The organism is Lacinutrix sp. YIN62 (genome assembly GCF_057219185.1).
This window is the reverse complement of the sequence record NZ_JBXVVH010000017.1, coordinates 39,902-55,222: the sequence shown is the minus strand read 5'-3', so window position 1 is coordinate 55,222 and position 15,321 is coordinate 39,902. Positions and strand designations below refer to the sequence as shown.

The window sequence follows — 15,321 nt, the reverse complement described above, 5'->3', positions numbered from 1 at the left end:
TTTTTTATTGATCTAAATATAAATCTATAAGTCCTTCGGGGGTTTCAACAAAAATAATCTTGTTGGGTTTGTCTAATTTAGAAATAAATTCATCATTCATTGGGATTAAGATTTCTATTCCATCACGATCTATTTCAAATAAAGATTGAGCTGTAGTATCATTGATCGCTTTAATAGTACCTACAGTTCCAAAATTTTTATCTTTTACAGTAAAGCCTATTATCTCATGGAAGTAGAATTTATCTCCTTCTAATTCAGGAAGAAAACTAAGAGGTAAATACAGTTCGTTTTTTAAAAGTGAATCAGCGTCTTCTTCAGTATCAATATCTTCAAATTTAATACGAAGGAGCTCGGATTTATGTAATTTAGAGCTTTCAATAAAAAAAGGAATTAAGGTTCCCTTTAGATCTATAAAAACGGATTCTAAATGTTCATAAAGCTTAGGTTCATCAGTGTCAAGTTTAGCGAGTAATTCTCCTTTAAAACTGTATTTTTTTACAATCTTACCTAAGAAAAAACAATCTTTTTTATTCATTGAATGCTATATTTTTGTTCACAGAAAACATTAAATTATCATATTTCAGAGCGTGTGTTAGAAATATAGATAAAAGTATTTTGCATAAAAAACTCCGATAGTTTATATCGGAGTTTAAAAGTATAAAAAATAAATTTCTATTCTTCTTCATTAGAAGCTTCAGTTGTTTCAGCAACTTCTTCTTCTTTTTCTTCTACAACAGGAGCGGCAGCTGCAACTCTTGCTTCATTTACAGCTTTTTCAGCTTCTAAAGCTTTTGTTTTAGCATCAGCATCAGCTTTTGCTAAACCTTCTTTTTTAGAATCGACTTTACCTGTTTTCTCTTCTAACCAAGCAGTGAATTTTGCTTCAGCTTGCTCTTCAGTTAAAGCGCCTTTTCTAACACCACCTGCAAGGTGATTTTTTAATAAGGCTCCTTTGTAAGATAATAAGGCTTTGGCTGTATCAGTTGGTTGTGCACCATTCTGTAACCATTTTACAGCGCCATCAACATCTAAATCAATTGTTGCTGGGTTTGTGTTTGGATTGTAAATACCAATTTTTTCTAAGTATTTACCATCTCTTTTTGCTCTTGAATCTGCTGCTACAATCCAGTAGAAAGGTTTTCCTTTTTTACCGTGTCTTTGTAATCTAATCTTTACTGGCATAATAAATTAATTTGCGAGGTTCTCGACCTCAATTATTAATAATAAAGGGGCAAAGATAGGTACATTTATTTAAATTTCAAGTTTTTAATGTTATTATATGGAATTTATAATTTTTATTATATTTTTGAAACCTTATTAAAACAAAATGTTATGAAAAAGTTAATTGTTTTGGTCCTCGTCGCTTTTACTTTTTTAAGCTGTGGTGAAGAATTGGAATTTAATACCCCTTCTTTTCAAGCTAAAAAGGATGGTAACTTGTGGGAGGCTTTAACCTACAGAGCAAGTATTGATGATTCAGGTATTTTGACCATTATTGGTTCTGATAATTTCGAGACCGTTACTTTGGTTGTTAATTCTACTACAATAGGTTCGCATGACGTTGTTGTTACTCAATCTTCAGCTTCACTTTTAGATGTTAATGAGGTGCCTTGGTCTACCGATAATACCCCAGATCCAAGTGTTCAAATTTATCCAGCCGATGGGGTGATAAACTTAAAGGATGTTGATTTAGAAGCAGGCACAGTTTCGGGAGAGTTTTATTTCAATGCATTTAATGCTTCAGGCCTGTCATCTATAAATTTTAATCAAGGGGTCTTTTATAACGTTGCATTAGGCGGAGTAGTGGTTCCTGATCCAGATACTAATTCTGGAGGTGGAAGTGGTACCGGTGCAGAATGTGCTGATGCTACAGCAATAGTTAGTGCCGCATTGATCCTTTTTAATACAACCGCGATTACAGATCCTAATTATGTAGCTGTATGTACTGCATATGAGACTGCATTAATTAGTCAGAAAGATTTATGTGGTGATCCAAGTGGAGGAATACAGGCCATAATTGATAGCTTGAGTTGTATGTAACAGCGCTTAAAAATATATGCTTAAAACGCAGCCAAATTTGGGCTGCGTTTTTTTGTTTAAAAGGGTTTGTTGCTTTTGTATTTTATGTATTTTTACAAATAAAGCTTGAGGTTGATAAGGGCTTGATAAACAAACGTATAAACACGAATAATGTACTTAATTTTTGATACTGAAACAACAGGTTTACCGAAACGTTGGGATGCGCCAATTACAGATTTAGAGAACTGGCCTCGCTGTATTCAAATAGCATGGCAATTACATGATGAGCTGGGGAACTGTATTGAGAGCCAAGATTACTTAGTAAAACCAGAGGGCTTTAATATTCCCTATGACGCCGAGAAAATTCATGGGATATCTACCGAGTTGGCAGAAGAACAAGGTGTTGCATTGGCTGTGGTTTTAGAGCAGTTTAATTTAGCTTTGAGTAAAACTAAGTTTGTTGTAGGTCAAAACGTAAAGTTTGACTTAAATATTATGGGGGCCGAGTTTTGTCGAGAAAATGTTGTTAACCCGTTGCAAGAACTTCCTGTTTTAGATACTTGTACAGAACATACAGCAAGTTTATGTGAGATTCCAGGAGGACGTTATGGGAAGTTTAAATTACCAACACTTTCAGAACTGCATAAATTCTTATTTGGAGATGGCTTTGCTGAAGCTCACAATGCTACTGCCGATGTAGAAGCGACCACACGTTGTTTTTTCGAGTTAATTAGAAGACGACAGTATACCGAAGAACAGTTAGATGTTGCTCCCGATTATTTTGAACGTTTTTCTGAGGCGAATCCGCAAACAATTCAGCTTATAGGGTTAAAGCATATTAATTTAAAACGCGAAAGCGCGAAAATTAATGAACGTTTACAGAAAGCACAAACGGGTGGGATTTCTGAGGAGGAAATAAAAGGGAATATAAAAGAGCTGCAAGATGTAGATTTTGTACATCTACATAACCATTCTCAATTTTCAGTTCTGCAATCAACGATGAGTGTTGTAGATTTAATTGCTGTGGCTGCAAAACAAAATATGCCTGCGGTTGCTTTGACAGATCATGCGAATATGATGGGGGCGTTTCATTTTGTAAATGCCGCTAATAAGCATAATAAAGCAGCAAAAGCAAAAAATGAAGAGGCTGAAGCTAGAGGAGAGCGTCCTAAAGTTAAGGAAATAAAACCAATTATAGGTTGCGAATTTTTTGTTTGTGAAAACCATTTAGATAAATCTAGAAAGGATAATGGGTATCAAATCGTTTTATTAGCTAAAAATAAAAATGGATATCATAATCTTGCTAAGTTGTCCTCCCACGCCTTTGTTAATGGGTTTTATTATGTTCCTAGAATTGATAAGAAATTAATTCAAGAATATAAAGAGGACCTTATTGTATTAACAGGTAATTTATATGGCGAAGTTCCAAGTAAGGTTTTAAATATTGGAGAAAAACAAGCAGAAGAGGCTTTGCTTTGGTGGAAAGAGGAGTTTAAGGATGACTTGTATGTCGAGATTATGCGTCATAATCAAGAGGATGAAAATAGAGTAAATCCGTCATTGATAACATTAGCGAAAAAACACGAAATAAAATTAGTCGCTTCAAATAATACATATTATGCAAGTCAAAATGATGCTAATGCGCATGATATTTTGCTTTGTGTAAAAGAAGGGGAAAAACAAGCGACACCAATTGGTAGAGGACGAGGCTATCGTTATGGATTACCAAATAAAGATTATTATTTCAAGTCTGCAGCGGAAATGAAGAATGCTTTTAAGGATGTTCCTGAAGCAATTCTAAATATTCAAGAAGTTGTAGATAAAGTAGAGGCTTATCAATTAGCCAGAGACGTTCTTTTACCTGCCTTTAATATTCCTGAAAAGTTTAGATATGAGGAAGATAATGTAGATGGTGGAAAAAGAGGGGAAAATGCTTTTTTACGCCACATAACCTATGAAGGCGCAAAAAAACGCTATGGAGAACCTTTAACCGAAGAAGCTGTAGAACGTTTGGATTTTGAGTTGGAGGTTATCGAGAAAACAGGTTATCCAGGATATTTCTTAATTGTTGAGGATTTTATTAGAGAAGCTAGGAATATGGACGTTTCGGTGGGGCCAGGTCGTGGCTCTGCAGCAGGTTCTGTAGTTGCTTATTGCCTTTGGATTACGAATATCGATCCAATGAAGTATAATCTTCTTTTTGAGCGTTTCTTGAATCCTGATCGTGTGAGTATGCCCGATATTGATATCGATTTTGATGACGAAGGTCGCAGTCGTGTTATGGATTATGTAATTGAAAAATATGGGAGTAATCAGGTTGCTCAAATTATTACTTATGGAACAATGGCGGCTAAGTCATCTATTAGAGACACCGCAAGAGTTCTTGATTTACCGTTGTTTGATGCAGATCGTATTGCTAAGTTAATTCCTAATATGTCAAAGTTACGCAAGATCTTTGGCGCAGATGAAAAGGGATTAAAAAATATGTTTAGGGCTGAAGAGCTAGAAAAAGTCAATGAATTATTAAATATTTCTGAAGGTTCCGATTTGCAGGCAGAAACACTTAATCTTGCTAGATCATTAGAAGGTTCTGTTAGGAATACAGGGATTCATGCTTGTGGTGTAATTATTACACCAGACGATATTACAAAGTTTGTACCAGTATCTACAGCTAAAGATTCGGACTTGTACGTTACACAGTTTGATAACTCTGTAGTAGAAGATGCAGGCCTTTTAAAGATGGATTTCTTGGGGCTTAAAACGTTAACCCTAATTAAAGACACGGTAAAGATTGTTAAAGCAAAGCATGATGTTTTACTAGATCCTGAAAATTTTCCGTTAGATGATGTGAAAACATACGAATTGTTCCAACGTGGTGAAACGGTTGGTGTGTTTCAATATGAATCTCCAGGGATGCAAAAGCACCTTAAGGATTTAAAGCCAACAGTGTTTGATGATTTAATTGCAATGAATGCTCTATATCGTCCAGGACCTATGGAATATATTCCGAGCTTTGTTCGTAGAAAACATGGCGATGAAGATATAGAATATGATCTTCCAGCAATGGAAGAGTACCTTAAGGAGACCTATGGAATAACCGTTTACCAAGAGCAGGTAATGTTGCTATCTCAAAAATTAGCAGACTTTACTAAAGGTGAAGCCGATGTATTACGTAAGGCAATGGGTAAAAAGCAAATTGCGGTTTTAGATAAGATGAAGCCAAAATTTATTGAGCAGGCTAGTGAAAAAGGGCATGATGCTAAAAAATTAGAAAAAATTTGGAAGGATTGGGAAGCCTTTGCAAGTTATGCCTTTAATAAATCGCATTCAACATGTTATGCGTGGATAGCATATCAGACCGCTTATTTAAAAGCACATTATCCAGCAGAGTATATGGCAGCTGTGCTTTCTAACAATATGAATGATATTAAGCAAGTAACATTCTTTATGGAAGAATGTAAACGAATGAAATTAGAAGTGTTGGGGCCAGATGTAAACGAGTCGTTTTATAAGTTTTCTGTAAATCAAAATAATGCGGTGCGTTTTGGAATGGGAGCTATAAAAGGAGTAGGACATGGTGCTGTAATGACTATTGTAGAAAATCGAGCAAAAGATGGGCCTTATAAGTCTATTTTCGATATTTCTAAACGTATTGATTTACGAGCAGCTAATAAGAAGGCGTTTGAGAATTTGGCGCTTGCAGGTGGTTTTGATTGTTTTAATGATACTCACAGAGCACAGTATTTTCATAAAGAAGGAGGCGATTTAACCTTTCTAGAAAAAGCAATTAAATATGGTGCAAAACACCAAGAGAATGAGAATTCTGCTCAGGTAAGTTTGTTTGGAGGAGGAAGTGAAGTTCAAATTGAAGAACCATTAGTGCCGCCTTGTGATACTTGGGGAACGATGGAAAAGCTAGCTCAAGAACGAGAGGTTGTTGGAATTTATATTTCTGGTCATCCTTTGGATGATTTTAGAACTGAAATGAAAACTTTTTGTACAGGTACTATTGCTTATTTTAATGATTTGACACCGCACGTAAATAAAGAAATTACTTTTGGAGGGGTTGTTACAGATGTACAACATCGTGTGAGTAAGCAAGGAAAAGGATGGGCTTTATTTACTATAGAGGATTACACCGATTCTTATGAGTTCCGCATTTTTGGTGAGGAATACCTAAAACACCGTCATTTTTTAATGAAAAATAACTTTGTACATGTTAAGTCTTTCGTTAGAGAAGGCTGGGTGAATAAAGATACGGGGAAGAAAAGTGATCCAAGATTACAATTTAATAGTTTCCAGTTGTTACATGATGTTATGGATAAGTATGTTCGGAAATTATCAATACAACTAAATGTAAAAGAATTAAAAGCAGATAAAATTAGAAAACTTAAAGATTTAATAGCAATGCACCCAGGAAGTCATTTACTTAACTTTTTGATTTATGAAAATAGAGATAAGATAAAATTAGAGATGCCTAGTCGTAAGCAAAAAGTAAAAGTGTCACAAGAGTTATTAAGTGAATTGGATGAGCAGCAAGTGCTTTATAAGTTGAATTAGAGAAAGAAGTGATTCGTGAATTGCATTTTGTTTTAATTAATGTATTTGGCTGGTATTTAGTTGTTTTTAGTATGAGGTGACCTTTTGAAATCAGGTGTTATATCTTGAAAATAAAGCCCTAAATGATTAGCGTGTGTTTCTGTAAACTGTAATAAGACAAAACAATAAGGCAATAAGTAAAACAAATTGTCAGGTTGTAAGCTTTGGCAAAATTTTTGACTAATATTGCATATTAACATAGCGTAACATAAAATACAATTAAATTATAATATTATGGCATTAGAAATCACAGATGCGAATTTTGAAGAAACAGTATTGAAAAGCGATAAGCCAGTAATGGTAGATTTTTGGGCAGCTTGGTGTGGGCCTTGTAGAATGGTTGGGCCAATTATAGACCAAATTAGCGAGGAATACAAAGATAAGGCAATCGTTGGGAAATTAGATGTAGATGCAAACCAAGAATTTGCAGCGAAGTATGGTGTAAGAAATATTCCTACAGTTTTAGTTTTCCAAAACGGAGAAGTTGTTGGACGTCAAGTTGGAGTAGCGCCAAAAAATGCTTATTCAGAAGCTATAGACGCTCTTTTATAGAATATATTCACAAAGAATTGATAAAAGGTTTGCCATTACGGCAAACCTTTTTTAGTTTAGGCTAATATATTAGTTTCGATTTTATAATATAAACGGGCTAAAGCGCTACTATAAAAAATGAATTTACAAGAAGAACTTAATAAATCGGGAGGCTTTAAAAATTTAGAACACTTGGCAAAACAAGTGGTTGAAGGGTTTATATCTGGAATGCATAAAAGTCCATTTCATGGATTTTCAGCAGAGTTTGCAGAACACAAAATATATAATCAAGGTGAGAGTACTCGTCATATAGATTGGAAGCTTTTTGCTAAAACCGATAAATTGTACACTAAGCGTTATGATGATGAAACAAATTTGAGGTGCCATATTATTATAGATAATAGTAGTTCTATGCATTATCCTGAAAGAAATACTTTAGCGATAGATCATTTAAACAAAACAGGCTTTGCAGCACTCGCAGCGGCGTCTTTAATGCACATTCTAAAAAAGCAACGGGATGCTGTGGGTTTAAGCATTTATAGTGATCGTTATGACTTTTATGCTTCAGAAAAAGGGAGTGAGCGGCATCATCAAATGTTATTGTCACAGTTGAGTAAAACAATTGTTTCTAAACCGAAGAATAAAAAAACAGAAACATATAAGTATTTGCATCAAATAGCAGAAAAAATACATAGGCGTTCTCTTATTTTTGTGTTTACGGATATGTTTCAAGCAGCATCAAATGAAGATGAGTTATTTGAGGCTTTGAGACATTTAAAATATAATAAGCATGAGGTCGTTTTGTTTCATGTGTTTGACAAGGATAAAGAGCTTTCTTTTAATTTCGATAATAAACCAAAACGATTTGTAGATATAGAAACAGGTGCTTTTATTAATCTATATTCGGATTCGGTAAAAGAAAATTATAAAAAAAGAGTAGTTGAGTATTTTGAGAACCTACGACTTAAATGTGGTCAGAATAAAATTAAATATGTTGAGGCTGACGTGAATAGAGATTTTAATGCTGTTTTAACAGCATATATGGTGGAGCGCCAAAAGTTCTTGTGATATTTATTTTTGAAAAAAAACCAAAAAAAGGTTTGTGATATTCAAATAGGAGTGTATATTTGCACTCGCAATAAGCAACGGTCTGGTAGTTCAGTTGGTTAGAATATCTGCCTGTCACGCAGGGGGTCGCGGGTTCGAGTCCCGTCCAGACCGCAAAATTGCTAAAAGCTCCAAGAGATTGGAGCTTTTTTTGGCAAATAATTTTAGTTGTGTTGTTTTGACAGATGTAGTAGTCTGTCAATGGTTTAAGTAGTTAAACCGATGGAAAGCTTTCCTTTTTTCTTTGTAAGAAAATCGGGATGCTTTTTTATTTTAAACGTACTATAAATAAGCATGTAGTATTTAAAAATAAAAACAACTCAGAATAATTGTAATCTAAGTTGTTTGAAATTTTAAAAGTGGTCTTATTTTTTAATTTTTTGCTTCATTTCTGTTACTGTCTTTCCTCCAATGGCTATGTCGTCATCTGGAAATTCTTTTATTGAAACAAAAAAGAACTCTTTTGGGACACCTGTAATGTCTGAGGATACTTTTGTTAACTGTTCAATTAGTTTTTTTTTGGTTTCTTTTTCAAGTTTACCAGACTCAAATGATATGTAAGGCATATTATTTTGTTTTTAGTTAAGGGTTTCTTTTTGTAATAATAATTACGTTTGATATTATACAAATTTAAGAATTTTTCATTTCATCAAATCAAACGTATTTTTGTTGTGTCGTGTTATGATTTTCTATAGAATAGATCCCACTTATCCTCTCAAAAGGCTAACTTAGCAAATAGATGCTAATGCTGCTTTTGAAGTATAAATAAACCCCGAAAATGAGTAATAAGATTAAAGCGAAAGCATATCATAATGCTGTGAGTGAATATGATGTGTTAACAATTGAACAAATGGTTTGCGAAAATTATATACAGCACAACCCGAATGTGCCATCTGGAAGGGCTGCGTTTGTTTCTATGATACCAAAATTAAAAAGGTATGGTAGTAAGATTGAAAATATTCGTATGCTGGAAGATGGTCCGTACATAATTATGCATCATAAGTGGGTAAATGCGGTTCCTTTTGGTTTTTCTGAAGCGGCAGCATTTCATATTATTCGCTTTGATATTAACGGGTTAATTGCTGAGCATTGGAATGTTATGGCTGGAATAGGTGAGGCTAATGAATCTGGACGGTCGTTATTGGGTGGTGATGTTGCAATAAAACATTTAGAAAAAACAGAAAGTAATAAGCGTAAGATCGCGGAATTATTTGATGTGTTGATAAATAAGCGGAAGGAAGAGGTAGTAGGAGTTATTCCTGACTTTTATAATAATACGTTTCATCAGCATAATATATTATTTGGAGACGGTGTTCAAAACCTTATCAAAACAATAAATGATGAAACTCTTTTTCCTAATTATAAGAAACAACATGTTGTTTTTGGTGAAGGTAATTTTGTGCTTTCTATTAGTGAAGGACTGCTTTCTAAAAAGAAGACTATCTTTTATGATTTATTTAAAATAGAAGAAAGCAAGATTATAACACAATGGAATATCTATCAAGAGATTCCAAGTGATAATCTTGCTAATGATAATACAATGTTTAATTTTTAGAATATTTAAAAAAGAGAGAGTTAATTAAAGTGTTTGCTTCATTTAACGTTCCTGTAGATTCAATGTAAGTGTCTGGTCTAACAATAATTATTTGTTCGGCGTATAAGGCGTTTTTTGTCCAAAAGCCATTTGGTGCTTCGTTGGGGTGGATTTGAATTAACTTTACATAACGAGGTAATTTTAAATTTAGTTGTTGAGTACTAAAACAAAGAAGTGTAAACTTTGTATAATCAAGAAGCGTGTATAGGCGTTTAGAGTCTTTTTTATGATGTATTTTCATATCATGCACTCGTGTTCCGACAATGCCGTGTTTTCCATATCGAATTCCCATTCCAGTAATATTACCTGCTCTTTTTTCTACAATTTTAACATAGTCTTTTGCATGTGTACCTGTACTTGAATATTTTGTAGAGCGCACCAGCTCTCCGGAGCTTTTGATAACGCTTAATGCTACTGCTTTTCTTTCTGTTTCATAGGACTTAAGTATACTTTTATTGGCTTCATGATTTTTTATCATGCTTATCTTCCAAATTAAGTTAAAGGCATCTGCTAAACCTGTGTTTAGACCTTGTCCACCATTTACGGAGTGAATATGAGAAGCGTCTCCAGCGAGAATTACACGGTCTTTGATGAGGTAGTTTTCTGCAACAGATTCTTTAACTGAAAAGTGTGAAAACCAGATCAGTTTTTTTATGTTAACGGTATGTGGAGTCATTGCTAAGTTGATTTTTTCAAGAGCTTCTTCTATGGTGAAATCTTTACGATCCATTCTTATGTAAAACCTATCAATACGACCTTCTCTGGGAATCCATGCTACATCTGAAGTTTCCGATTGAAAGACAATAATTTCAGGGACTTTAGGGAAGTCTGTTTCAAATTCAGCATCGATTACGGCCCATATGATTTGAGGACGGGTAACCTGAAAAGGAATGTTAAAGTGGTTTCTAATAAACGAACGTGAACCATCTGCTCCAATAAGATAATCTGATTTTATAACGTCTCCATTAGAGAGTGTGCTAATACACTCTTTGCTATTAATTTGAGCATTTTCTATAGTTGTTCGTCTTATTACAGAAGCATTAATTGCTGTGAGCTTGTTATCTAATAGTTTTTCTACGAATGATTGGCCTAGCATTAAAAAGTGTTTATGAAAACACCCTTCTATTTTATCCCACCAGGCAGATTGACGAGATACAAATTTTCCTTTTTCCCATATAGAACTTGTATTACAAGGCAGGCCTTGTGGGTAAAGCTCATTAAATAAATTAACAACTTCAAGTAGTTGTAGTGTTCTTGCGTTAAGAGCGTCTGCTCTTCCTACTTCTAGTGGGGCTTCGGATTTATCTATTATAATTGTTTTTAATCCAGAAAGCTGTGCTAAATAAGCGCATAGTAGGCCTACAGGTCCAGCTCCTACAATAAAAATATCGGTTTTTTTTGTTGTCATTTTGTGTATATCAAATGCGGGTTTTTAAGTGGTTTTTTTCCGAGTATTTGCACACGTCTAATATGTCTTGGAGCGCCTTTACTAAAAGACTCTCGACCATGTAATAGTGTGTGGTTATCGGAAAAGACAATATCGCCTGTTTCCCATTGATGCGTATAGAGGTTTTGTGGCGAATAGAGTGTTTTATTTAAGGTTTTTATAAAATCTGTTGCTTCTTGTTTTGAGAGACCTTCAATATTAAAGCCTGGATGATTAAGAAAAGATTCATCGTGATTGTTTGGGGGTTCACAAAAACGAATTACTGAGTAATCTCTTTCAGGGTGTTTAGTTAGAATTGGAGCGATGGTTTTGCTATCATAAAACTCCATTTTTCGTGAATAAACACAGTTGATTTTACTCCAATATTCTTTAGTCTCTTTTGGTGTTTTTTCTAAAACTAGTTTGGTGTTTACAAAAGTTGTGCCACCTCGGTTGGAAACTCCTGGAGCGCTTACACAATGGAATATTTGAGTTTCAGGGACTTGTTTTCTGTACATTCCATCCCAGTGTAGCGGGATGTAACTGTTGTCAAAAATGTGGTCTTTGGGGTTCTCTTGTTGAATCAGTTCTAGAACTTTTCCGAAAGGCCACAAGCTAATTTCTCCAAAAGTTTCACAATAATCTGAAAATTCATCAGCATTATTGAAGTTTTTAAACCCTCTTAGAGCAATTAGGTGTTCTTTGGATAAAAAATCTTTGAGAATGTTCGTGTTTAAATCGTGAATATTGCTTTTGCCTTGCTTGGGCTCTATTAATAGGCCAAAGGGGTGTAATTTTGTGATGTTAAAATCCATACACTCTATTTTTAATTTTGTTGAATAAGTTCATAATGACTTGGGCGTTTATTTTTGTCTTGAATTAGTTTAACACCTAGTTTTTTAGCGTCTTGATTTTTCATTAAAATATATTCATTGCCGGTGTTTACTGCTACTCCGTGCCATGGGGTCATCCATGTTTCTACACCTAAGAGTTGGATGCCTATTTTTTTAGATCCACAAACTTGTGGATGTATAGATAAGCGAATGGCTTCAGGGAATTTTTCTTTAATCAAATCGGTCCAGGCATTACTTCTTATAATGGCTTGATAGGCTTTAACTCTGCATTCTTTTTGTATGGCACTTTTTGATTTTGTTTGGCCTGAAAACATTAAATCTTCTACTAGAAACCGAGTAATACCACAGTACATACTATAAGCTTCTCTTTCGTCTGTGTTGTTAGCGTGTTTGCTGCCTTTTTTTACTTTATCTCTTAACGATTCTAGGTCTTGGCCGTGTTTTGCTAATAAGGCTATCCGTGTTTGGTTAAAATTTTTATCGCTAAAAACATCATCTAAATTAAATGTACTAAGTGTTAATAAGTCTAAATCTTTAATAATAGCATCTATTTCAGTTTGATAGGCGGTTATGTGTTTTTCTTGAATACCTACAATATCGCTAAAAACTCTACCGTCTGAACAAATTATTACTTGTGCTCCTGGTTTATAAATTTTTTGAATTTCCTTGCATAAGTTGTTTAGGAAAATGAGTGCTTGTTTTTCTGCCATATCAGGAAGAAAACCTAGTACTTTTGAAAGGTTAGGGGATTTTCCAGGGAATGCGGGTAATACAAATTTAATTTGTTTTTTTTGCGTTATTGCTGTAATGACTTTGTCTAAATGTGGTTTATGGCATTTAGGACAACTATTAGAATTACAACTGTTTTTGGATTTTGCTACTCTTCGATATTGCATTACCTTGGATAGTATAGCTTTGGCTTGAGGGGTTACTTCGTTAATAGGACTAGTAGTACAGAGTCCTTCTTTTAAATTTTTCATTAAGGGGTATTTTAGTTTGTTTTTATAAAACTTCTTGTGCTGTTAATTATTACTACTAAAAATAGGTCGCTTTAAAAAAGGTTATGGTTGTTTTTTTGGGTCTATTTCTTATTTAAAGAATTATCCTAGATAGCACAGGTGTGCTATCTAAGCGTAGTGTACAGCACTTATTATTTATAGGTGACTATAAGGTGATTTCTCAAATAAAATATAGTCTTGAAAGATTCAGTACTTTAAAAGAGGGTTTAAAAAAGTTTGTTTTCGGTTATTTGTTAGAAGAGTTAGTGTGCTTCAATTTTAGTATTGTGTTTCTTTTTTGAGGATTTTATTAAAATAATAAGCGTTTTTGTGTAAGGGGTAATTGTCATTTGTTAAAGGGGTTTTGTAGTATTATATAAGTCAAATCTAATAAAATATTATTAATACGCATAATTATTGTTAATGTTATGAGTTATTCATATCATTTTGTGTTGCGAATAATGTTCTAGGTAGGTTTAGTGTATTGTAATAAATGTAAGGGATGAAATCGGGAAATACTTCTATTATAAATGTGATCATTAGACGTTTGTAATAAGTGTTTGTTTGATTCTGTTTTGTTAAGTTAAGTTATGTTCCATGATCCATCGGTAAAATAATATTTACGCGTTTAAAAAAAGATTACACTGTGTATTGCTAGTAAAACAATTTTTATTAAGATAATACTAAGTCTATAAAGGAGATGGAATTTGGAATTCAGTGCTTTTTATTAATAAGAAATGAAGATTTAATTTCAAAAAAGAAACTAAAAGTGTTCTTTTTTTGAATATTTTTTTAATTGTCTAATGGTTAAATGTTTATAGTTTTCTTAAAAAAATATATACTATAAGTCAATTTATTTCGTTAAAATGATGGTTTTAATCGTTTAAAATGCTTTTTTATCGTTTTTTTTAAAATTATTTTTTTACAAAATAGTATATTTGCTAATCTTTTGTTAAATCCCTTATGCAATTAAATTGTATTAGCAAAAGATGAGAATCCATTGTGACTTGGTGACTGTATTATTATATAGTTGCTTTAATAATTATGTTTTTAGTACAAAGAACACTCGTAAATCCTATAATTAGCACTTGGCAAAAATGTAATTATAGATTTTAGAGTGCATTAATTTTTAATGAACTAAAAACAAGAATTATGAAAACCCTAAAAATTACATTGGTAGCACTTTTTTCACTAGGATTATTAACAGCAGTATTACCTTCTTCAACGGTAGAAACCAGTGAAACCGTTTCCAAAGAAATATTAAAAAAAGCGAATGCAGAACGTCTTGTGTTTACAAAACGTAAAGGAGTGAAACGCCCAGACCATTCNACTTTTTTCACTAGGATTATTAACAGCAGTATTACCTTCTTCAACGGTAGAAACCAGTGAAACCGTTTCCAAAGAAATATTAAAAAAAGCGAATGCAGAACGTCTTGTGTTTACAAAACGCAAAGGAGTGAAACGCCCAGACCATTCATAAAAACAGATTTCTGATCCCTAAAACAAGCCTTTAAACACTAAAAAAACAAGAATTATGAAAACCCTAAAAATTACATTGGTAGGACTTTTTTCACTAGGATTATTAACAGCAGTATTACCTTCTTCAACGGTAGAAACCAGTGAAACCGTTTCCAAAGAAATATTAAAAAAAGCGAATGCAGAACGTCTTGTGTTTACAAAACGCAAAGGAGTGAAACGCCCAGACCATTCATAAAAACAGATTTCTGATCCCTAAAACAAGCCTTTAAACACTAAAAAAACAAGAATTATGAAAACCCTAAAAATTACATTGGTAGCACTTTTTTCACTAGGATTATTAACAGCAGTATTACCTTCTTCAACGGTAGAAACCAGTGAAACCGTTTCCAAAGAAATATTAAAAAAAGCGAATGCAGAACGTCTTGTGTTTACAAAACGTAAAGGAGTGAAACGCCCAGACCATTCATAAAAACAGATTTCTGTCCCCTAAAACAAGCCTTTAAACACTAAAAAAACAAGAATTATGAAAACCCTAAAAATTACATTGGTAGGACTTTTTTCACTAGGATTATTAACAGCAGTATTACCTTCTTCAACGGTAGAAACCAGTGAAACCGTTTCCAAAGAAATATTAAAAAAAGCGAATGCAGAACGTCTTGTGTTTACAAAACGTAAAGGAGTGAAACGCCCAGACCATTCTTAAATATTATTTTT

At 33.4% G+C, this 15,321-nt stretch carries 14 protein-coding genes and 1 tRNA gene; 9 read left to right on the top strand and 6 right to left on the bottom strand.

What is annotated here, in order from left to right:
• Nucleotides 1-4: 4 nt before the first annotated feature.
• Both rimM and AC2D8I_RS12110 read right to left on the bottom strand, forming a co-directional pair.
• Nucleotides 5-535, bottom strand: a complete 531-nt coding sequence (gene rimM / locus AC2D8I_RS12115; protein WP_484706278.1) for a ribosome maturation factor RimM — start codon at nucleotides 533-535, stop codon at nucleotides 5-7.
• A 137-nt stretch (nucleotides 536-672) separates the two neighbouring features.
• The gene (locus AC2D8I_RS12110; protein WP_484706277.1) at nucleotides 673-1,182 is read right to left on the bottom strand and encodes a 30S ribosomal protein S16; all 510 of its coding nucleotides are present in this window, start codon (nucleotides 1,180-1,182) and stop codon (nucleotides 673-675) included.
• Between the two features lie 150 nt (nucleotides 1,183-1,332).
• On the opposite strand from AC2D8I_RS12110, the gene AC2D8I_RS12105 reads away from it, so the two are divergent.
• The 5 genes from AC2D8I_RS12105 (at nucleotide 1,333) to AC2D8I_RS12085 (ending at nucleotide 8,370) form a co-directional block, all read left to right on the top strand.
• A complete protein-coding gene (locus tag AC2D8I_RS12105) occupies nucleotides 1,333-2,040 on the top strand; it encodes a DUF6252 domain-containing protein (RefSeq protein WP_484706276.1) in 708 nt (235 codons plus the stop codon).
• A gap of 150 nt (nucleotides 2,041-2,190) precedes the next feature.
• Nucleotides 2,191-6,579, top strand: a complete 4,389-nt coding sequence (gene dnaE / locus AC2D8I_RS12100; RefSeq protein ID WP_484706275.1) for a DNA polymerase III subunit alpha — start codon at nucleotides 2,191-2,193, stop codon at nucleotides 6,577-6,579.
• A 273-nt stretch (nucleotides 6,580-6,852) separates the two neighbouring features.
• Nucleotides 6,853-7,170 (top strand): thioredoxin, encoded by a 318-nt coding sequence (gene trxA / locus AC2D8I_RS12095; RefSeq protein ID WP_484706274.1) that lies wholly within the window; start codon nucleotides 6,853-6,855, stop codon nucleotides 7,168-7,170.
• 117 nt (nucleotides 7,171-7,287) lie between these two features.
• The gene (locus tag AC2D8I_RS12090) at nucleotides 7,288-8,217 is read left to right on the top strand and encodes a DUF58 domain-containing protein (protein ID WP_484706273.1); all 930 of its coding nucleotides are present in this window, start codon (nucleotides 7,288-7,290) and stop codon (nucleotides 8,215-8,217) included.
• Between the two features lie 79 nt (nucleotides 8,218-8,296).
• A tRNA-Asp gene (locus AC2D8I_RS12085) sits at nucleotides 8,297-8,370 on the top strand.
• 251 nt (nucleotides 8,371-8,621) lie between these two features.
• Here the strand turns inward: AC2D8I_RS12085 and dmpI are convergent.
• Nucleotides 8,622-8,822, bottom strand: coding sequence for a 4-oxalocrotonate tautomerase DmpI (dmpI, locus tag AC2D8I_RS12080; protein WP_484706272.1), 201 nt, complete (start codon nucleotides 8,820-8,822; stop codon nucleotides 8,622-8,624).
• A 212-nt stretch (nucleotides 8,823-9,034) separates the two neighbouring features.
• On the opposite strand from dmpI, the gene AC2D8I_RS12075 reads away from it, so the two are divergent.
• Nucleotides 9,035-9,811 carry a nuclear transport factor 2 family protein gene (locus AC2D8I_RS12075; protein WP_484706271.1) on the top strand — a complete coding sequence of 259 codons (777 nt, stop codon included), beginning with the start codon at nucleotides 9,035-9,037 and terminating at the stop codon, nucleotides 9,809-9,811.
• On the opposite strand, the gene AC2D8I_RS12070 is transcribed toward AC2D8I_RS12075, so the two are convergent.
• Genes AC2D8I_RS12070 through AC2D8I_RS12060 form a run of 3 tightly spaced genes read right to left on the bottom strand, consistent with a single transcriptional unit; the run spans nucleotide 9,801 to nucleotide 13,110 of the window.
• Nucleotides 9,801-11,258 carry an FAD-binding protein gene (locus tag AC2D8I_RS12070; RefSeq protein WP_484706270.1) on the bottom strand — a complete coding sequence of 486 codons (1,458 nt, stop codon included), beginning with the start codon at nucleotides 11,256-11,258 and terminating at the stop codon, nucleotides 9,801-9,803. The two genes, AC2D8I_RS12075 and AC2D8I_RS12070, sit on opposite strands and share 11 nt — an antisense overlap.
• Nucleotides 11,255-12,091, bottom strand: a complete 837-nt coding sequence (locus AC2D8I_RS12065; protein ID WP_484706269.1) for a TauD/TfdA dioxygenase family protein — start codon at nucleotides 12,089-12,091, stop codon at nucleotides 11,255-11,257. Before AC2D8I_RS12065 ends, AC2D8I_RS12070 begins: the two co-directional genes overlap by 4 nt.
• An 11-nt stretch (nucleotides 12,092-12,102) precedes the next feature.
• Entirely contained in the window at nucleotides 12,103-13,110 is a 1,008-nt protein-coding gene (locus tag AC2D8I_RS12060; RefSeq protein ID WP_484706268.1) for an L-tyrosine/L-tryptophan isonitrile synthase family protein, read from the bottom strand.
• A gap of 1,552 nt (nucleotides 13,111-14,662) precedes the next feature.
• Here AC2D8I_RS12060 and AC2D8I_RS12055 point away from each other — a divergent pair.
• Genes AC2D8I_RS12055 through AC2D8I_RS12045 form a run of 3 tightly spaced genes read left to right on the top strand, consistent with a single transcriptional unit; the run spans nucleotide 14,663 to nucleotide 15,310 of the window.
• Complete coding sequence (locus AC2D8I_RS12055; RefSeq protein WP_484706266.1) at nucleotides 14,663-14,842, top strand: hypothetical protein; 180 nt, start codon at nucleotides 14,663-14,665, stop codon at nucleotides 14,840-14,842.
• A gap of 54 nt (nucleotides 14,843-14,896) precedes the next feature.
• Complete coding sequence (locus AC2D8I_RS12050; RefSeq protein ID WP_484706267.1) at nucleotides 14,897-15,076, top strand: hypothetical protein; 180 nt, start codon at nucleotides 14,897-14,899, stop codon at nucleotides 15,074-15,076.
• Between the two features lie 54 nt (nucleotides 15,077-15,130).
• Nucleotides 15,131-15,310, top strand: coding sequence for a hypothetical protein (locus AC2D8I_RS12045; RefSeq protein ID WP_484706266.1), 180 nt, complete (start codon nucleotides 15,131-15,133; stop codon nucleotides 15,308-15,310).
• Nucleotides 15,311-15,321 lie beyond the last annotated feature (11 nt).